We start from the raw sequence: 18883 nt of genomic DNA, 5'->3' as shown, positions 1-18883 counted from the left end.
ACGCAATGATGGTATACTAGCGTGAGACAGAAGGACTCTTGTTGTATATTTGTCTTGTGGTCTAGTCGCCCAGGTCGCTTGAGGTTAGAACATTGAATCAAATCGAAGGCAAACTCATTGCTGGACGGTACGAAATACGTGAGCATATCGCGACCGGAGGAATGGCAAGCGTCTTTAAAACCTGGGATCATCGCGTAGAGCGGATTGTTGCAATTAAAGTTCTGCGGTCCCTGGATAAGAACGATCAAAAAGCCGTAGAGCGTTTCCGCCGTGAAGCCCGTGCAGCGGCCGCGCTTGCGCACCCGAACGCCGTCACTATTTATGACTTTGTTGAAGAGGCAGGCCAGTATTTCCTTGTCATGGAATACATTCACGGACCTACGCTCAAGCAATTGATTGGTCAGCGCCGTCAGTTGCAGCCGCGTGAGGCGCTCGAAGTTGCGATTCAGGTCTGCTCGGTCTTGCAGGTAGCCCATGCACGAGGTTTCATTCACCGCGACATCAAGCCGCAAAACATTATGCTAGCCCGCAGTGGAGGCGGTCGAGGACTCAGTGACGGGGGGGCATGGGTGAAGCTAACTGACTTCGGTATTGTCCGTGTCGCGGAGGATGCCGGTCTGACCAATAGCGGTATTGTTCTGGGAACCGCAGACTATCTCTCTCCAGAGCAGGCACGCGGTGAAACGCTCACCGGATCTTCCGATCTATACTCATTAGGGGTTGTGATGTTTGAGATGCTTGCCGGACGGCCCCCATTTGTCGGGCCAACTGCCGTCTCGATCGCCATGCAACATGCAACGGCCAATCCGCCACCGTTGCGCCAGTTTAACCCGACCGTCCCGCCCTCTGTCGAGCGCGTTATCAGTAAGGCACTTCAGAAAGAGCCGGAAGACCGCTTCTCTTCCGCCTCGGATATGCAGCTTGCCCTGAAACGCAGTGCCCGCGAGCTATTACAGCAAAACGCGCCAGTGGCACAGCAGAGCCAGATGTACCCTCACCAGTACCCTGGTGCCGACGGTCAGGGAAGGATCCCTCCCGCTGGACCTCGGCAGTATTCCTGAGTAACAGGCATTCCTTTTCTATCAGCGCGGTGCGCCCGAAATTTCCAGACATGCAGCCTGCACATTGCTGCCTGTCTGTCTGCGCATCAGATATAATCAAGGAAAAAGAGCCAGCCGATTCGGGCAGCCTTTGCCCGCTCTAAAACCACTACTAAGAGAGAGAGACCAGGATAAAAAACTATGGAGATCAAGAAGATCAATACAACGGAAGCGCCGGCGGCGATTGGTCCCTACAGCCAGGCAATCCGCTGCGGCCAATTTGTGTATACGTCCGGACAGATTCCCCTGGACCCTGCTACCGGTGAGATGGTCGGCTCCGACATCGAAACCCAGACTCATCAGGTCTTGAAGAACCTGCAAGCCGTCCTCCAAAGCGCCGGCACGTCCCTTGACAAGGTAATCAAAACCACCGTTTTCCTTGCCAATATGGGTGACTTCCAGACCATGAACGCCATCTATGCTCAGTATTTCAACAGTGGGGTAACTCCGGCCCGCTCAACGATTCAGGTCGCTGAACTACCGCGCAAGGCATTAGTCGAAATTGAGTGCGTTGCCCTGGTTGAAGATTAGCCACTGGGAGACAACGGTGAACACTGCTACCATCTGGCGTACAACCCTTGAACGGCTAGAGCATGCGTCACTTGACGCTACCAGCAAGGTCTGGCTTCAGGAAGCTCATCTGACCAATATCTCGGATGGCGAGAGCCCGGGCAATAGCCTGTATCTGGAACTGCAAGTGCCCCATGAGATCGCGAAAGATGTCATTAATACCCGCTGGCGCCCGACCATCGAGGAGGCCTTGCAAGAAGTTACCGGGCTCCCAGTCACGCTTACGGTCCGCCTACCAGCCGACGAGCGGACAGCAGACACACGCACGCGAGGCAGCACTGCTTCCTTCGAGCAGCCCCCGGCCGATGAGCCTGCAAAAAAGAATGGCTACTCGTTCTACACAATGCGAAAACCTGCGCAACAGGCAGAGCCACGCTATGAAACACCCCCACTCGAAGAGTGGGACAACGAGCAACGCGCTAACATTCTGATGCATAATCGGCTCAATCCGCGGTACACGTTCGAGACCTTTATTGTCGGCAATAGCAACCGGCTGGCCCATGCAGCTTCTCTGGCCGTCGCAGAAGCTCCGGGAGAGTCCTATAACCCGCTTTTCCTGTATGGAGGCGTGGGATTGGGCAAAACACACCTGCTACACGCTATCGGCCATCAGGGTGTGCGTACCGGTCTGGCTGTCCTCTACGTCTCTTCGGAACAATTTACTAACGAAATCATCAATGCTATTCGTTATCGTACCACCGAAGAGTTTCGCGCCAAGTATCGCTCAGTTGATATTCTGCTGGTCGATGATATCCAGTTTATTGCAGGCAAGGAATCAACCGAGGAAGAGTTCTTTCATACCTTCAATAGCCTGCATGAAATGAGCAAGCAGATTGTGATTTGCAGTGACCGCCCACCAAAGGCCATTGTCAGCCTGGAAGAGCGCCTCCGCTCTCGCTTTGAATGGGGCCTGATCGCGGATATTCAGCCGCCCGACCTTGAAACCCGTATGGCCATCTTACGGGCCAAAGCGGAGATGCTGCGCTATCGCGTTCCAGATGAGGTGATTGCCTATATCGCCAGCCGGGTTCAAACGAACATCCGCGAACTGGAAGGTTGCCTGAACCGCTTGATCGCCTACCAGCAGTTGCATCGCACCGAGTTGACCCTTGATATCGCTCGGGCCGCAATGTCATCGCTGGACAGCGATCAGCGTGAAATGCAACTCAGTGGACAGCAGATCGCTCAGGCCGTCGCCCACTTCTATCATGTGTCCTTTGAGGCGATGTGTAGCAAGCAACGAGACAAGTTCATTGTGAAACCACGACAGGTCGCGATGTATCTGGTCCGCCATGAGACCCAGACGTCTTTGCTGGAAATCGGGCAGCTCTTTGGGGGACGCGATCACAGCACAGTTCTGTATGCCTGTGAAAAAATTGAGAAGGCGCTGAAAAACAATTCAACCTTGCGTCAGGAGATTGAGGCCATTCGCGAACAGCTCTTACGCGATTAGGGCTTGAACTGTAAGCAGCATTTTGTCTTGATAGCAAGTACTCTACCAGCCTTGCGGCACTCTTGAGCAGCCGCAAGGATGTCTTTTTTCTAGAGAATAAAGAGTAAACACACAAACAACGGAGCGCTATGTTACCACCATATACGACTTATCTTATCGATCTTGATGGCGTCGTCTACCGAGGCGAGACCCTTGTCCCGGGCGCAAAAGACTTTATTTCCTGGCTTGAGCGCACTGGCAAAAAATATCTCTTCCCAACGAATAACTCTTTTGCCAGCGAGGCCCAGGTTGTGGAAAAATTGAACCGCCTGGGCATTCCCGCCGGCAAAGAGCATGTGCTTGGTGCGGGTCAGGCTTCGGTCCGCAACATTGCCCGCCGTTTTCCCGGCGCCCATGTCTTTGTGATCGGCGAGCAACCATTGATTGATATGGTCATCGCGTACAACCTGCCGCTTGCCCGAGAGGACGCCAGCGATGCAGATGTTGTTCTGGTCGGCCTCGACCGCACCATCACTTATCAGAAGCTGACAGCCGCCGTTCTCGCGGTCCGGCGCGGAGCGCACTTTATTGCCATCAACCGTGATCCGCTGCTGCCCGTCGCAGGTGGCTTTACCGCCGGAACCGGAACAATGGTTGCCGCGATTGAGGCGGGCAGTGGCGTGACCCCTCAAGTGATCGGCAAGCCTCAGCCTGCGCTGCTGCAAGAGGCGCTGAACCTGCTTGGCAGCACCCCTGAAGAAACGGTGATGATCGGCGATGGTCTGGAGATCGATATCAAGGCAGGCAAAGCTGCCGGAACCCATACCATGCTCGTTCTCTCTGGCAAAGAGAGCCGTGAGAGTCTGGCTCGCTCACCGATCAAGCCCGATCTGGTGTATGAGAATCTGGGCGCAGCTCTGGCTGATGTCCTGGAATAGCTTATCGCTCGACAGTCAAAATATTGTCGTTCTCGGGCGGTCGATTCACGATCGCGATGGTGCAGCGAGAAACACAGATCAGTTTCTCCTGCTCATCGGTGATCTTGACCTCCCAGACATGCGTTGTTCGTCCGAGATGCAGCGGGATCGCGGTTCCGGTCAGCATCCCATCGCGTTTGGCCCGAATATGGTTCGCGTTGATTTCCAGGCCAAATGCCATCTGTCGCCTATTGTCAATATTCAGCACACTACCAAATGAGGCCAGCGACTCGGCCAGCACGACCGAGACACCTCCATGCAGATACCCCAGTTGTTGCCGCTGATTCGGTCCGATGGGCATGGTTCCCACCACCCGCTGCTTTTCTGCGACAACCAGCTTGATGTCAAGCACCTCCCAGACAGACCCGGCGCGGCTGCTGTTTATCCGTTCAATGATCTCCTCTTGAGTGAATTCCATAGCCTTTCCCTCTACACTACAAAATAGAACAGCTTCATTCTCTCCTAATACGGTATCACAGATCGAAACTCCATGCCCATTGCGGAAAGATGTGACTATAGAACGATATCAGTCGATATAAACTACAAGCAAACAACCACTTTTTTGAAGAAATGAGTGCAAGGAATAGCAAATGAGCGATGACCAACACCTGCTTGCGCAGATTAACAACGCCGATAGATGCTACTGGCTACAGATGCTCTGCAAGCTTGCGTCTCCGGTTCTACAGGCGCTGGCAAACCAGCAATTGAGAGCGAGCATGCCTGTTGAAGGCAAACCGGGCGAATGGGAATGGGATGAGTATTCACGCAGCCAGTTCTCGCATCTTGAGGCGTTTGGCCGCTTGCTCGCAGGTCTCGCGCCCTGGCTGGAAACCGGGCCGGACACTGGAGCTGAGGGCGAGTTGCGCCACGCGTATATAGAGCTGACCCGTAAAGCGCTGGATATGGCAACCGAACCCGCTTCAGCGGATTTCCTGAACTTCTCTGAGGGCTCGCAGCCGATCGTAGATACAGCCTATGTCGCTGAGGCCATTCTACGTGCGCCAAACGAGCTCTACGCAAAGCTGGAACCCCGTGTTCAACAAAATGTGATCAAGGCGCTTCAGATGACACGCAGCCGCAAGCCGGTATATAACAACTGGCTGCTCTTTAGCGCCACCATTGAGGCCGCTCTTTTCCGTATGGGGGCAGAGTGGGACCCGATGCGCATTGACTTTGCCCTGAAACAATTCCAGCAATGGTATGTGGGAGATGCCCATTATAAAGATGGGGTCGAGTTCCACTGGGACTACTATAACAGCTACGTCATCCATCCTATGCTTGTCGATATTATTGAGACAGTTGGGGACCAGTATCACGACTGGAAAGCCCTTAAAGAGCCCATTATCCAGCGAGCCAGACGCTATGCCACCATCCTTGAACGGCTCATCTCGCCAGAAGGCACCATTCCGGTTATCGGGCGCTCTGTCACCTATCGAACCGGCACGATGCATGCACTCAGCCAGATAGCCTTACAACATCGCCTTGATGAGACCCTGCAACCCGCTCAGGTACGCTGCGCCCTCACCGCTCTGATGAAGCGCATGCTTGAGGCGCCGGGCACCTTTGATGAGCATGGCTGGCTTCAGATCGGTGTTTGCGGACATCAGGCCGTGTTAGCCGAAGAATATATTTCAACTGGCAGCCTGTACCTCAGTTCCCTGATCTTCCTGCCCCTCGGTCTGCCAGAGCAAGACCCCTTCTGGCAGGGATCGGCCCCGTGGACCGCACAAAAGATCTGGAATGGCGAGGCGATCGCAATCGATCATGCGCTGTACGGCTAACTGTGCTCTTCCAGAAAAAAGGCGGGCTGCATCTGGTGCAACCCGCCTGAATTCGTTCCTCTTCTTTAGCTCTGCTGCATTGCTTTCTTTCGTGCCTCAATGGCGGCAAGCAGACGCTCATGCTCGGCCTGACGACGCGCCTCAACGCTCTCGCGCGTGGGAGAGAGCTTCTTAAAGACCAGATAGCCGACGAAGAAGCCAATCAGCCACATCAACACCACCATCAGCGGGGCAATGGGGCTATCCCAACTGGTGGCATACGTTCCGCCACTCTGCGCCACCAAAATATCACGCAGAATACAAAACACAGGAACACCAAACAGAACAATCTGGGCAATGCGGTGCTTTGGCCCCCGCCACAGCTTCCAGATGACCATGTAGGCAAGGCTGCCAAAGATCAGGATAGGTGTCAGATAATACGGAAAGGGAAGATGTGACATAAACTGAGTAAACGTCTCAGCCGGGATATCAAACGGAATCTTCTGCTGTGGGCTTGGTATTGTCAGGTTATAATGCCACCAATGAGCAGAGGATGCGGCTAGATCAAACAGGAAATTCACGACGCCGAGAATCAGGCCACCAAGCAAAGATGACAAGAGCACAGCCCTCGATGGACGTACAATCAAGAGCACGGCTAGATAGAAAACAATAATAAATGGCGTGACCAGAACGGCAAAGGTTAAAACCTCCATGCGAGAGATGCTCCTAACTCTTCGTTCAAGCAGATAATGGAAACAATTCTATTCCTTACCGCATACAGTAATGGGATTCCGTCCCTTCGTCAAGAGGAGACCATTCGATATCTCCGCGAAAGCACAGCGCCTCGCCCGAACGTATTGTCCCTCTCAACAGCCCGCTACTCTTTAGCTTCGGGCTCCTCATCCGCCTCAGGGTTCAGAGCCTTTGTGCGCCGCGATTTCTGTAAGACTGAGAGCCAGTGCGGGTCCTGAATCGGTACAGCGGGCTCACCCTCTAGCTGCCGAATCGCTTTATCAATCCAGCCTATTTCAGCTTCCAACCTTGACTGCATGTATTCCAGCACCAGCATGCCATACTCATCAATAAAAGAACGACCATCCTGTGGACGCTCTGCCAGATAACGTAAGAAATCAGAGGATTCGTCACGCCGCCGCTTCAGGTGCTCGATCAGCGTTGTCCGGTCAGCCCCTGCCGCGCCCCAGAAGAGCATTTTGAGGAGCAGTTCGTCCTTTTGGGGAATGGGATACTCCGAGGGCAAATCAAGCCAGTTCTGAAGCTGACGCCAGCCCTCCGCCGTCAGCTCATACATTCTCTTGCCACGGCCTGCTTGCTCTTCTTCCTGAACCGTTATCAGGCCTGCCTGTTCCAGCGATTTCAACCGAGGGTAGATACTGCCAAAACTTAACGCTGAGAGCATGCCTACACTGCCCTTTTCCACTTCAGCCTTCATATCATAGCCAGAACGCGGCGCCAGACTGAGGATACCCAGAATGATATAATCAACAGACACTTCATCGCCTCCAGGGGATGTTTTCTAGGGTCTCTGTAAAGTATATCGTACCGCACAGGAAACTCTCATCACGAATGCGTCAGAAGATTGCCTCATCTAAATGTGCTATTTCCTAATATCTCAACCACCTATATGATATACTCACTTTAGAGAGGATCAGGTGCCCCCCTTCGAGCAGGGGATACGCGCCAAAAGAACTGTAGATCTAAACCTATCAAGTCTATTGTTTGTAGTGTTGTAGAGAGAGTAGCGCATGGGCCGGGCTCTGGAGGAAGCCCGGTTGACGAGGTGGAGGCTGTTCGGACCATCAGCGGGGAGCCTCCAGGGGCGATCACGTCCCTGTGAAGTGGGCGCACAAACCCGGTTGGTAACGATCGGAACAAAACGCTCACAGTGATGTAGCCGGGTGTATTCTGCCCTTTTCAGGCAGAACCCGAATACAATAGAGAAAGGTGCCAGTCATCCATGTGCGGCATCGTAGGATACGTCGGGCCTCAAGGCTCTGATGTTACTGACATATTGCTTGAAAGCCTTAGCAAATTAGAGTATCGCGGATATGATTCCGCTGGAATAGCCGTTCTGACAGCAAACGGTACACTCGAGCTCCATCGTCGAGCTGGCAAAATCGCCAATCTGGCCGCCCATATTACCACCCGCCTGGAAGCTCAGAAAGGCGGCCTGGGCATTGGCCACACCCGTTGGGCAACCCACGGGCGTCCAAGCGACGATAACGCGCATCCTCACCCCGACTGCACGGGAGTCCTTACTGTGGTGCATAACGGTATCGTCGAAAACTACGCCGAGTTGCGCCAGGAACTTGAACTCCTCGGGCACACCTTCCGTTCAGAAACCGATACCGAGGTGCTTTCTCATCTCATCGAACAGACCTACTTTGGCCCGGCAAAGCGCGATCTGACCGAGGCCGTTCGCCAGGCATTACAGCGCGTGATTGGCTCCTATGCCATCGCTGTGGTCTGTCGCGAACAACCTGATATTCTGGTTGGTGCACGCTGCAATGGGCCCCTGATCGTGGGTCTGGGAGAGAACGAGCAGTTTCTGGCCTCAGATATCCCGGCGATCCTCAAGCATACGCGCAAGATCCTGATTCTGGAAGACGGGGAGGTCGTCACTCTGCGCTCAAACGGTGTCTCTTTACAGAAACTGGATGGGCGAGTCGTTGAGCGCGACCACATCACTATTGAATGGGACGCCGAAGCTGCCGAAAAAGGCGGCTATCCTCACTTTGTGCTGAAAGAGATCAATGAACAGCCCGACGCCCTACGCCGGGCCATGCTCGGGCGCATCCGAGATGGACAGCTTCATCTGCCAGAACTGGAAAAGCTACGCAAAGAAGGGCTTTTTGATCGAGTTCAGCGCATCATTATCGTGGCCTGCGGCACCTCGTATCACGCGGGCCTGCTCGCGAAATACGTGATTGAGCAATGGGCCCGCATTCCGGTTGAGGCTATTACCGCCTCAGAGTTCCGCTACTGCAACCCAATCGTTGGACCCGAAACCCTCTGTATCGCTGTCACCCAATCAGGCGAGACCGCTGATACGCTGGTCGGCATTCGGCAGGCACGTGAGCAAGGAGCACCGGTGATCGCCGTCACCAATATTGTCGCCAGTGCGATCACCCGCCTCTCAGATGCGGTACTTTACTTACAGGCCGGTCCAGAAATCGGCGTGGTGGCAACAAAGACCTTCGTCACTTCTGTGGTGGTCCTTTACCTGCTCGGGCTTTATCTGGGTGAGCAACGCAAGCGCATTCGATCGGAGCAGATGAGCGCCTTTCTGGCCGCGCTTGAGCATCTCCCGGATCAGGTACAGCACATTCTCGATCAGGCAGCAGGCCCAGATGATGTGATCGCACCGCTTGCCAGGCGCATGGCGTCCGTTAGCAATATGATGTTCATCGGGCGTGGCGTTGGTTATCCCACCGCGCTGGAAGGGGCACTCAAGCTCAAAGAGATCTCATACATTCATGCCGAAGGGTTTCCTGCTGGCGAGCTCAAACATGGCTCAATCGCGCTCCTTGACCCTGATACACCCTTGCTTGGTATCGCCACCTCCTCACACATCTATGAGAAGGTCATCACCAATATTCAGGAAGTTCGGGCCAGAGACGCCCGTGCGATCGTGGTTGCTACCGAAGGAGATGAGCGGGTGAAGCAGTTCGCTGACGATGTGCTGTATGTTCCGGCCACGCTGGAAGCGTTCAGCCCACTACTGGCTATTATTCCGCTTCAACTCTTCTCATATCATGTTGCCGTCGCCCGTGGCTGTAACGTGGATCAACCGCGTAACCTTGCCAAGTCGGTAACAGTCGAATAGCAGCGGACAACAAAAACAGGAGGCCGGCAGCTTGCGCTTGTCAGCCTCCTGTTTGGATATTATTCAAGAATATCGCGTCGGCTGTAGAGCAGATAGGCAGCGATAATCAGAATGACACAATAGCCAAGCAGGGTCAACAGCGAGATTGGCAGCCCTGTAACAGCCAGCGAAGTCGCCTGCTCAAAGTTGCCTGGCAGAAGATCCGAGGTCAACGCTGCAACCCGATTCGCTACATTGCCCGGGAGCCAGGGGCCGATGTTCTGAATCCAACGAGCCGCATCCTCCTGAATAACTCCCATCGCGAGAAAGGCCTGAAGCGTCCCCCAGAGGGCCAGTTCCAGCATCTCATAAACCAGGACAAAGGCCACGCCACCAACCGGCGTTCTCGCAAGCGTCGCAAAGAAGACGGCCATCGTCATATAGAGGAAGAGATCCAGCACACAGCCAAGCAGAAAGACCGGCAAGAGCTCCCAGTGATATGATGATGGTACCGCCCATTGCATCTGTTTCAGCATTGGCACAGCGAATCCGATGAGCAGCGCCAGCAGAAACATAATCACCACCAGTACAAGCAGGAGCAGGAAGAGCGAAATAAGTTGCGCAATCAACACCTGCGCTCGACTCAAGCCCCGAGAAAGGATCTGACGCTGCATTCCCTGACTGTATTCGCTCCCGACCAGGATAGCTGCAAGCACAGGAAAGAGAAATGCACCGAGCTTTACCGTATATTGTGAGAGGATATTCAATGAGCCGGGATAGGCTAACAACCCGCTTCCCAACAGAAACAGGCCAATCACGATCAGCGCTGCGATTCCAAAGAAAAGCGTTAGAATTACGGTCATGCTCGCCCGACGACGCAGCACAAACCAGTTCCAGCCAATCAGGCTCACAACTTCCCCAAACCAGCTTCTTCGCCGTCTCTGCCTCGGCGACGCTTCTATCCATGCATTCTGCATCTTAGCCATTCCTCCCCAGAGCCATCATTGAGGCTCCCTGTATATGGTTCGTCATATAGCCCGCAGCCTCGCCCGTCAGTTCCAGGAAGTAGCGTTCAAGGCTGGCCTCTACACGCCGAATCTCGGCAGGCACCACTCCCTGAGAGCAGAGATACGCATTGAGATCAGCCGAGTGCTCAACCGATACATCAACATGCAACAATACACTGCCTGGCGGAGCCCACGACCCTGCTTCCGCCTGAAGGCAGTGCGCACCATTTAGCCAGGGAGCGCGCTCACCGCGCAAAGCATTGAGCAACTTTTCGGCCATGTACGCCTGTTCCGTGCTCCTGAAGAGCATTCGTACCCCCGATTGAGAGGCCAACAGCGAATGCACGTCGCCCTGTACCAGCAATTGCCCGAATTTGATAATGGCAACCCGCGAGCAGACCTGCTGGATCTCATGTAAGATATGGCTGGACACAATCACCGTAATGCCCTGCTTTGCCAGCAGCCCAATAAAGTTTCGGATCTCCACAACCCCGGCCGGATCAAGGCCGTTTGTTGGCTCATCGAGGATGACCAATTCTGGATTGTTGAGCAGGGCCGCGGCAATCCCCAGACGCTGCTTCATACCCAATGAATACTTTTGAAAGGTGTCCCGCGCCCGTTCCGCAAGCCCGACCATCTGTAACACTTCGTCAATCCGAGTTCTTGTCTGACTGTTATCAGGGAGCCCGGCAAAGACCGCGATCCCCCGCAGATTCTCCCATCCCGAAAGGAAAGGATAGAAGAGCGGCTGCTCAACAATCGCGCCCACACCGCGCAATGCCTCGCGATAGGCTCCTTTCTCGGTCGAAGGACAGCCAAAGAGAATCACCCGCCCGTTCGTTGGCCGGATCAGATTGAGGATCATCCGAATCGTCGTTGTCTTACCTGATCCGTTCGGCCCCAGTAACCCAAAAACATCACCCCGATATACTTCTAGAGGCAGATTATCAACAGCAACACGCTTTCCAAAACGCTTTGACAGCCCTTCTGTCCGTAATACAATTTCTTTCTCCATTACAATACTTTCTCTTGTTCCAGATCGTGCTTCAAAATACACATACAATTTGTTTGGTAGGCCTGCCCAGAACTATTACAGCATATCTTTGTCCGTTATCACAAGTTCTAGCCCGAATGACAGCCCCTCCAGCGAGAGAACAGGAGTCAAGATCACTCGCAGAACATGCACGAAAAAGCATTCGTCAGACGGTGTAGAATAAAAAAGGAGCACGAAGCCTGTACCCGGAAGGAGGAACAGAGATGATTCGCGTGGTGATCGCAGATGACCACTGCATTGTACGCGAAGGATTACGCCATCTCATTACAGACGATCCAGCAATCGAGGTTGTTGGAGAAGCTGCCAATGGAGCAGCAACGCTGGAACTTGTACGAGAGCATCACCCGGATGTTGTCTTACTGGATCTCCTTCTGCCTGTTATTGATGGCATTCAAGCAACAAGCAGAATTCGTCAGGAATTTCCGCAAACGCAAGTGGTTATTCTGACCAGCTTTCTGGAACGTCTGGCAGTAATCTCGGCTGTCAGAGCGGGAGCGATTGGCTACCTGCTTAAAGATACTGAGGCCGAGGAGCTCTGTACAGCCATTAAAGCGGCCAGCAAAGGGCAACTCCATATGTCTCCTCAGGCCACTGCTTTTCTGCGTCAGGAAATGCGCATCCCAAACCGTATTGATCGCCTGACGGAGCGTGAGGCCGATGTGCTCCGGCTGCTTGCCCAGGGGCAGACTAACAAAGACATCGCCCGACACCTGCACATCGTTGAAGATACCGTGAAGACACATGTACGCCATATTCTGGCGAAACTCGGTGTCCAGAGTCGCACTCAGGCAGCACTTTACGCCGCTCGCCTCAATCTGATAACCCCGGAAACGCCACAGAATCAATAAGCGCTTTGTGAAACTTTACCCGAACCATTCCCGTGTTAATCACACAGGAAGTAGCCTTTCGTAGCCCTGGAACAGCCGTACAGGAAGGGAGCAAAGGGCGATGGCAATGACACAAAATACCGTTGTCGTGGGTGTTTTCTATGACAAAGCCCAGGCGAACCAGGCCATAGAAGAGCTCAAGCAGGCAGGCTTCAATGATGATGAGATCGGCTTTCTAGCTCGCAGCCGCGTGGTCGGCAAAGATGCAGCCAAAGCAGCCAACACTGCCGCCGGTATCCTCGAAGGAGGTGTCATCGGAGGCGTTCTGGGTGCAGCCGCCTCATTACTCATTCCTGGCATTGGCCCGGCAGTGGCAGGCGGCATTCTCGCGACCACACTTGGCGGGGCCACGCTCGGAGCAGCCGCCGGCGGGCTTATCGGCTCATTCGTCAAATTCGGCATTCCAGAGAAAGATGCACAGTTTTATCAGCAGGAACTGGAAGCCGGTCATACCGTTATCGTCGTAAAAACGCCAAGTGCGGAAGGGTATCGTGATGCCCTGGCAATTATGCGCAAACACGGGGCCTATGACGCTGAAACACAGGCAGGCATCATCAATGCAACGCCTCCCATCAGGCCATATGGCACGGATACCCCCCAGGAAACCAAAGATACCGATTGAGCCCGTGCAGAGAGAGAAACAGCCAGCAGACTGTTTCTCTCTCGTTTTCTGTTCCCCCCTCTCACCGTTTCTCTCAGAGCTGCTTTCCGTCGCGCTGGCAGAACCAGATGCCGGGGCCATTCAAGGTCAGCGTCTCTCCTCCTCAGGCCAAAACGCAGAAAAAAAGGACAGGAGAACGTCATTGTTCTCGCTGTCCCTCTTCATCGTCACCAAGACATACACGCTACGCCGTCAAAGTTGTGAGAAAGTCTCTTCAGACAGTATATCTTGAGCTAATGCACGGCTGGTCGTTTGAAATGTAGATCTTCGACCAGTTGTCTGGAGCCGGATCAAACGGGGCCGAATTGATCATGCCTTTTACGCACGGCTTGCGCACCTGAACCTTTGTCATCTGGAACAGAGGGATCCAGGCAGCATGATCGACAACCATCTGTTCCGCCTCCTGATACTGCTTGATGCGCTCATCCTGATTGAAGTTTGCATCAGCAGTATACATGAGATCAATGGCCTTCTGCTGCTCTGCCTTGTTGGAGGCATTGTTTGCACCATAGTTCTCATTGTTAAAAGTCGACTCTTTATCGAACAGCAAGGTCAGCCAGTTCTGCGGATCCGCATAATCTGCTTTCCAGTAGGAGCGCCAGATCATCATTCCATGTGGATTGTTCTTTGTGGCGTCCATATCTTCGTAATATTTCGAGGTCTCAACAACGCTCACCCGGACGTCCAGGTCAAGCGTCTCATTCCACATCTGCTGCACCACCACAGCCTCACGCTGCACCAGCGTATCACCCTGGGGTATCGAAAGCGTGATCGGGGGCAGTTTATCGCGGCTCAGGCCCTCTTCTTTGAGTCCCTCTTCAAAGAGCGCTTTTGCTTTGGCCTTATCGCCCTTCAAATCATTCACACCAGCCGGACCTTTGAGATTCGGGTTGTAGCTGTTCGCTCCCTGAGGGACGATATGGTTTGTCGGAATAATCGTATCCTTATACACCGAGCGCGCGATCTGCTCTTTATCCAGGGCCAGGGCAAAAGCCTGACGAACCTTCTGATTGTCAAACGGCTTGATCAGATAGTTCATCGTGTAGTACGTGGTCCCCTGAATAGCTGCCCTGTAGAACTGGTTATTGGGCAGTTTCTGGGCAGCTTCGAGCTGAGAGGGAGGCACGTTCGTGTAGCTGACCTCACCGGTCTGGTAGGCCTGATACATCGTGTCCTGGCTCTTGTAGAAAGGAATAATCACCTTCTTAATTTGTGGCTTTGGTCCATTGTAGTTCGGATTGGGAACAAAAACGAACGCTTTGTTTTCATCAGCCTCAGAGAGAATATACGGACCGGCTCCAGCGCCCTCCTTGATATGGTGGGTATAGCTTGAGCCATACTTCTCAACGACCTTCTTATTCACTACAAAAGCCGTCTCATAGGCCAGCGCATACAGGAAGTGACTGGCCTTCTTGCTGGTGATGATCTTCACGGTCTGCGGATCAGGAGTCAGCAGACTGGAACCGATCAGCGTCTTGATTTTGCCTGTTGCCAGCTTGTCCGCATCTTTGATAAGGCGCAAATAGAAAAGCGCATCTGGAGCCTTTGTCGCAGGCTGGAGAGCTCGATCAATGCTGTAGACAACATCTTCAGATGTCAGGGGATCTCCATTGCTGAACTTCAGATTGGGTTTCAGCTTAAATGTCCAGGTCACGCCATCACTTGCCACCTCGTGTGTCTGTGCAAGCTGATCAATCACCTGTAAATTCTCGTCAAGCTGCACCAGGCCGGTATAGAGCATGCTCACCACACGCGGACCGCCAGCGATCGGCGGATCGAGCGTCTTCAATGATCCAGGGCCGACCATCGGCTGAACCAGAACCTGCCTGTTCTCGGGTGCTTTCCCGCCATCATTTGCTGTGGTTGTGTTCCCGCCTCCACAGGCGACGACGAGCAGAGCCAGAAAGCCCAACAGGATGTAAGAGTATTTTCGCATTGGGCTACGTCGTAATGACATCGATAAGAACTCCTTTACACTGCCAGCCAGGGAATACCTATTTGAGAAATAGTGTTTCCCTTCAGGGATGAACAGAAAAGAATGAAAATAACCGAGCGGTGTTATTTTCTCTAGTTTATAACATAAGACACATCAATGACAGGATTTTATTCCATGCCATAGAATGAAAAGAGAAGACTCAAGAGAAAGGAATGAAAGAATGCAGCCAGGCCCTAACAACAACAGGCACACATGGAACAGGGCATACAACGCTGAGAGAGGGAGGACATATGAGGAATAGCACGAATCATAGATAGGTTGACGCGTGGCGCAAGCGGCGTCAAAGCGAACCTCCGAAGGGGGTTCTCGGACTCAATCACAAACATTTTTCCGTACCTACTTTTCCCTGTTGAAGTCGTACCAAGGGGCACGCTACCTGGATTTTTAATTTAGTTGATCAGTTTAGTCAATTATAGACATAGAGAAATCTCGCTGTCAAGAGGCAAGCAAGCAAAGATAGACAGCAAGTTGACGAAACAGGAGTGAGGCCGCAGGATAAAGAGCGAAATAGGATACCTGTCTGTGCATAGTATCCCTTTCTCCCTAGAAAAGCACGATCAAATTGCCTCGAATTTTTCGCTATGTTATACTGCCCTCAAAACCAGTAACTTGTATGCATGAGAACATTGAAGCTATGGAGTACAAAACTATGTCTGAAAATATTACCGAGATGCAAAACCCTTTTATTATTGGAGACCGTCTCTACCTCCGTCCTCTGGAACCGGCCCAGGACAACCACCTGTATTCCACCTGGCTAAATGATGAGGAGATCCGCCGTTATTTCTCCGTTTACCCAACAAGCGACTACCGCGGAAAAGAACGCATCGAGAACCTGTACAAAAGCTTCGGTCATATTATTTTTGGTGTCGTGCGGAAGAGTGATAATCGCCTCATCGGTCTGGTTGGCTTAAAGGACATCAACACCCTCAATCAGACAGCCGAATTCTACGTCATTATCGGAGATCGCAGCGTCTGGGGGCAGGGATACGGCACTGAGGCAACAAAGCTTATGATCCGCTACGGATTTATGGAATTAAATCTGAACCGCATCCAGACGCAGGACATGGAAGAGAATATAGGCGGATGGAAAGCCGATGAAAAAGCGGGCTTCAAGTATGAAGGTACATTGCGCGAAGCCATTTTCCGTTTCGGCAAATATAACAACGTTCGTGTATACAGCCTTTTGAGAAGTGAGTTTTTGGAGCAAGAAGAAAAGAAGTAATTGCGTATGTCTCTTACCATAGAAGAAATCACCGATCGCGAACAATGGAATAACTTCCTTCAGGCACAGCCTCGCGGGCATCTTCTACAGTCCTATGAGTGGGGAGAACTCAACAAATATCTCGGAGGGCGCATCTACCGTCTGGGCGCCCTTCAGGAAGGCGAAATGATCGGCGCGATGCTACTGACCGTCAATCCGGTTCCTCTGCCTGTCAAAATCCCGGGCGTCGAGCTCAAGTGGCTGTATAGCGTTCGAGGGCCAACCGTTACCAGCCCCGATTCGCCTGCACTGCCAGCGTTGATCCAGCATGCTCATCTGATTGCTCGCAAAGAACGGGCCGTCGTTCTTCGTATCGAACCCAATATCGCCGATGACGATCCCAATCAGCAGGAATGGATCAACGCCTATCAGCGCCTCGGCTTCCGTAACAACGCGATAGCCGTTCACGGGCGTAGAAGCTGGGTCCTGGACATCCGCCCTCCCGCTGAGGAACTGCTTGCAAAATTCAAGATGACATGGCGTCAGAACGTGCGTTCCGCCGCCCGTAAAGGCGTCGTTATTCGTGAGGCAACCACCGATGCCGATTTCGATGCCTACTACGAATTGATGAAAATTACCAGCGAGCGTGACGCCTTCTTCATTCACGACAAAGCGTATCATAAGGAGATCCTGCGGCACTTTGCCAGCAAGGGTGATGCGGTACTCTTCCTCGCAGAACACGAGGGCGAAGCGATCGCGGCGAAAATGCTGATCCGGTTTGGCGATTGGTGCTGGGATATGTTCGGCGCCTCAAGCAACCACAAGCGCAATCTCAAGCCCACCTACCTGCTGCAATATCATTGTATCCAGTGGGCACAGTCAAAGGGATGCACTCACTTTGACTTCCGTACCATTCCAGAGATTCTGGAGCCCGGCGAGGAAATGTGGGGCGTCTACGAATATAAGAAGGGCTTTGGGGGCTTCTCCCGCCTGAATATCCCTACACAGGACTTTGTGTACCGGCCAGCCATTTATACGCTCTGGACAACGCTTGTCGAATGGAAACGCGCCCGCCGCGCACGCGAACGCCGAAAAGTCGAGCTTGAGCGAGCCGCCAGCGGTCAGCTTCAGACCAAACGCCCTGAGAAAACCTCACCGGCAGCCGCCCAGAATGGGGCCAAATCAGCGCAGAATCCCGCCGAGAAACAGATAGCCGGTAGCAAGAAGAAACCGCCCGTAGAACAGCAAAAGAAGGCGGAAAAATCGGCGTAAAACAGGACACAGAATAAAAGGATTGGAAATGGAAGCCCGTATTATTACTGACCGTCAGCAGTGGAACGATTTCGTCGCCTCATCAGTCTGCTGCAATATTACACAATCCTATGAGTGGGGAGACTACGCCACTCAGCTTGACGGCGTGCAGGAAACACTTCGTGTCGGCGTTGTAGACAACGACGGCAAGCTATGCGCCGCAATGCTGATCCTGGTCTCTCAGGCACCAATTATCAAGCAGACCTACTTTTACGCACCACGTGGACCGATTATTGAGGACCCTCATTCTCCCGCAATGACCGTCCTCCTCAATTTCGTGAAGGCAGAGGCGCATAAGCGGGGCGCTTTTATGCTAAAAGTGGAGCCAAGCGTTGCTGATCGCAACCTGAAATGGTCCTCGGCCTTGCGCCGCTTTGGCTTTCATGCAAACCCGCACTATGTCCATATCCGTCACGAATGGGTGCTGGATATCCAGCCAGACGAGAAAACGCTGCTTTCTCAGATGAAAGAGAAGTGGCGATACAATATTCGGCTGGCAGGCCGGAAAGGCGTCACCGTCCGTCCCGGAACCAGCGACGCTGATTTTGATGCCTTCTTCCGTCTCTATCAGGTAACAAGCGAGCGCGATCGCTTCCATATTAATAGCAAAGAGTTTTACCGCAACGTACTCGAAACCTTCCGCTCACAGGACATGGGTCAGCTTTTTGTAGCCGAATATGAAGGCAAGCCCATTGCTGCGATCATTGTTCTGTGTTTCGGGCGCTGGAGCTGGTATATGTACGGAGCATCGGGCAACGAGCATCGTGAGCGCATGCCAAACCACCTGTTGCAATGGACTGGCATCCAGTGGGCTAAACAACATGGTTGCTGGTACTACAACTTCCGGGGTATTCCTGATATCCTCGAAGAAGGTCAGGAGCTCTGGGGCGTCTATCAATTCAAGCGCGGGTTTGGCGGCTATCCCATCCGCTTTATGGACACGCATGACCTCGCCTACCGTCCGGTCGTCTATCAGACCTATCGCGCCTTGCTTGAGATCAAGACAAAACGCGATGAGATGGCATACCGTAAAGCCGCTGCCGCCCGTACCGTGGCTCACGCGGAAAAAGCCCGCGAAAAACCAGGCAAGTAAACTCTTCACCC

At 53.1% G+C, this 18883-nt stretch carries 17 protein-coding genes; 11 read left to right on the top strand and 6 right to left on the bottom strand.

The features are described 5' to 3' along the window. The first annotated feature begins 92 nt into the window (after positions 1-92). The 4 genes from EI42_RS18565 (at position 93) to EI42_RS18550 (ending at position 4040) form a co-directional block, all read left to right on the top strand. Positions 93-1061: a protein kinase domain-containing protein gene (locus tag EI42_RS18565; RefSeq protein ID WP_111324129.1), complete on the top strand. Its 969-nt coding sequence runs from the start codon at positions 93-95 to the stop codon at positions 1059-1061. A 180-nt stretch (positions 1062-1241) separates the two neighbouring features. Then, entirely contained in the window at positions 1242-1631 is a 390-nt protein-coding gene (locus EI42_RS18560) for a RidA family protein (protein WP_111324128.1), read from the top strand. 16 nt (positions 1632-1647) lie between these two features. Next, positions 1648-3123, top strand: coding sequence for a chromosomal replication initiator protein DnaA (gene dnaA, locus EI42_RS18555; protein WP_111324127.1), 1476 nt, complete (start codon positions 1648-1650; stop codon positions 3121-3123). A gap of 128 nt (positions 3124-3251) precedes the next feature. Continuing rightward, entirely contained in the window at positions 3252-4040 is a 789-nt protein-coding gene (locus tag EI42_RS18550; RefSeq protein ID WP_111324126.1) for an HAD-IIA family hydrolase, read from the top strand. 1 nt (position 4041) lies between these two features. Here the strand turns inward: EI42_RS18550 and EI42_RS18545 are convergent, their stop codons facing one another. Then, entirely contained in the window at positions 4042-4497 is a 456-nt protein-coding gene (locus tag EI42_RS18545) for a PaaI family thioesterase (protein WP_111324125.1), read from the bottom strand. Positions 4498-4669: 172 nt separating this feature from the next. Here EI42_RS18545 and EI42_RS18540 point away from each other — a divergent pair, with 172 nt between their 5' ends. After that, positions 4670-5860 carry a DUF2264 domain-containing protein gene (locus EI42_RS18540; protein ID WP_111324124.1) on the top strand — a complete coding sequence of 397 codons (1191 nt, stop codon included), beginning with the start codon at positions 4670-4672 and terminating at the stop codon, positions 5858-5860. A 65-nt stretch (positions 5861-5925) separates the two neighbouring features. On the opposite strand, the gene EI42_RS18535 is transcribed toward EI42_RS18540, so the two are convergent. Next, entirely contained in the window at positions 5926-6552 is a 627-nt protein-coding gene (locus tag EI42_RS18535) for a hypothetical protein (protein ID WP_111324123.1), read from the bottom strand. A gap of 164 nt (positions 6553-6716) precedes the next feature. Continuing rightward, positions 6717-7349 (bottom strand): PadR family transcriptional regulator, encoded by a 633-nt coding sequence (locus EI42_RS18530; RefSeq protein WP_111324122.1) that lies wholly within the window; start codon positions 7347-7349, stop codon positions 6717-6719. A gap of 465 nt (positions 7350-7814) precedes the next feature. On the opposite strand from EI42_RS18530, the gene glmS reads away from it, so the two are divergent. Beyond that, on the top strand, positions 7815-9683 hold the full coding sequence (gene glmS, locus EI42_RS18525) for a glutamine--fructose-6-phosphate transaminase (isomerizing) (protein ID WP_111324121.1): 1869 nt from the start codon (positions 7815-7817) through the stop codon (positions 9681-9683). Positions 9684-9742: 59 nt separating this feature from the next. On the opposite strand, the gene EI42_RS18520 is transcribed toward glmS, so the two are convergent. Both EI42_RS18520 and EI42_RS18515 read right to left on the bottom strand, forming a co-directional pair. Next, entirely contained in the window at positions 9743-10639 is an 897-nt protein-coding gene (locus tag EI42_RS18520; RefSeq protein ID WP_170142737.1) for a DUF2705 family protein, read from the bottom strand. A gap of 1 nt (position 10640) precedes the next feature. Then, positions 10641-11684, bottom strand: a complete 1044-nt coding sequence (locus EI42_RS18515; protein WP_111324119.1) for an ABC transporter ATP-binding protein — start codon at positions 11682-11684, stop codon at positions 10641-10643. A gap of 242 nt (positions 11685-11926) precedes the next feature. Between EI42_RS18515 and EI42_RS18510 the strand changes: the two genes are divergently transcribed. Together EI42_RS18510 and EI42_RS18505 are read left to right on the top strand one after the other, a co-directional pair. Next, positions 11927-12571 (top strand): response regulator, encoded by a 645-nt coding sequence (locus EI42_RS18510; RefSeq protein WP_111324118.1) that lies wholly within the window; start codon positions 11927-11929, stop codon positions 12569-12571. A 100-nt stretch (positions 12572-12671) separates the two neighbouring features. Further along, positions 12672-13232: a general stress protein gene (locus EI42_RS18505; protein WP_111324117.1), complete on the top strand. Its 561-nt coding sequence runs from the start codon at positions 12672-12674 to the stop codon at positions 13230-13232. Positions 13233-13485: 253 nt separating this feature from the next. Here the strand turns inward: EI42_RS18505 and EI42_RS18500 are convergent, their stop codons facing one another. Next, positions 13486-15228 carry a peptide ABC transporter substrate-binding protein gene (locus EI42_RS18500; protein ID WP_111324116.1) on the bottom strand — a complete coding sequence of 581 codons (1743 nt, stop codon included), beginning with the start codon at positions 15226-15228 and terminating at the stop codon, positions 13486-13488. A 688-nt stretch (positions 15229-15916) separates the two neighbouring features. Between EI42_RS18500 and EI42_RS18495 the strand changes: the two genes are divergently transcribed. Genes EI42_RS18495 through EI42_RS18485 form a run of 3 tightly spaced genes read left to right on the top strand, consistent with a single transcriptional unit; the run spans position 15917 to position 18872 of the window. Then, positions 15917-16489, top strand: a complete 573-nt coding sequence (locus tag EI42_RS18495; protein WP_111324115.1) for a GNAT family N-acetyltransferase — start codon at positions 15917-15919, stop codon at positions 16487-16489. A gap of 6 nt (positions 16490-16495) precedes the next feature. Then, on the top strand, positions 16496-17740 hold the full coding sequence (locus EI42_RS18490) for a lipid II:glycine glycyltransferase FemX (RefSeq protein WP_111324114.1): 1245 nt from the start codon (positions 16496-16498) through the stop codon (positions 17738-17740). A 28-nt stretch (positions 17741-17768) separates the two neighbouring features. After that, the gene (locus tag EI42_RS18485) at positions 17769-18872 is read left to right on the top strand and encodes a lipid II:glycine glycyltransferase FemX (RefSeq protein WP_111324113.1); all 1104 of its coding nucleotides are present in this window, start codon (positions 17769-17771) and stop codon (positions 18870-18872) included. The last annotated feature ends 11 nt before the right edge of the window (positions 18873-18883 follow it).

Origin of the sequence: Thermosporothrix hazakensis, from assembly GCF_003253565.1 — a bacterium.
GTDB lineage: Bacteria > Chloroflexota > Ktedonobacteria > Ktedonobacterales > Ktedonobacteraceae > Thermosporothrix > Thermosporothrix hazakensis.
Note: the sequence above shows the minus strand (reverse complement) of the source record. Positions and strands in the feature narration are given on the sequence as shown.

Coding starts and splice junctions, on each gene's coding strand:
- EI42_RS18560 (WP_111324128.1), top strand. CDS start 1,242: ATGGAGATCAAGAAGATCAATACAACGGAAGCGCCGGCGGCGATTGGT.
- EI42_RS18550 (WP_111324126.1), top strand. CDS start 3,252: ATGTTACCACCATATACGACTTATCTTATCGATCTTGATGGCGTCGTC.
- EI42_RS18545 (WP_111324125.1), bottom strand. CDS start 4,497: ATGGAATTCACTCAAGAGGAGATCATTGAACGGATAAACAGCAGCCGC.
- EI42_RS18540 (WP_111324124.1), top strand. CDS start 4,670: ATGAGCGATGACCAACACCTGCTTGCGCAGATTAACAACGCCGATAGA.
- EI42_RS18535 (WP_111324123.1), bottom strand. CDS start 6,552: ATGGAGGTTTTAACCTTTGCCGTTCTGGTCACGCCATTTATTATTGTT.
- glmS (WP_111324121.1), top strand. CDS start 7,815: ATGTGCGGCATCGTAGGATACGTCGGGCCTCAAGGCTCTGATGTTACT.
- EI42_RS18520 (WP_170142737.1), bottom strand. CDS start 10,639: ATGCAGAATGCATGGATAGAAGCGTCGCCGAGGCAGAGACGGCGAAGA.
- EI42_RS18515 (WP_111324119.1), bottom strand. CDS start 11,684: ATGGAGAAAGAAATTGTATTACGGACAGAAGGGCTGTCAAAGCGTTTT.
- EI42_RS18510 (WP_111324118.1), top strand. CDS start 11,927: ATGATTCGCGTGGTGATCGCAGATGACCACTGCATTGTACGCGAAGGA.
- EI42_RS18505 (WP_111324117.1), top strand. CDS start 12,672: ATGGCAATGACACAAAATACCGTTGTCGTGGGTGTTTTCTATGACAAA.
- EI42_RS18500 (WP_111324116.1), bottom strand. CDS start 15,228: ATGTCATTACGACGTAGCCCAATGCGAAAATACTCTTACATCCTGTTG.
- EI42_RS18495 (WP_111324115.1), top strand. CDS start 15,917: ATGTCTGAAAATATTACCGAGATGCAAAACCCTTTTATTATTGGAGAC.
- EI42_RS18490 (WP_111324114.1), top strand. CDS start 16,496: ATGTCTCTTACCATAGAAGAAATCACCGATCGCGAACAATGGAATAAC.
- EI42_RS18485 (WP_111324113.1), top strand. CDS start 17,769: ATGGAAGCCCGTATTATTACTGACCGTCAGCAGTGGAACGATTTCGTC.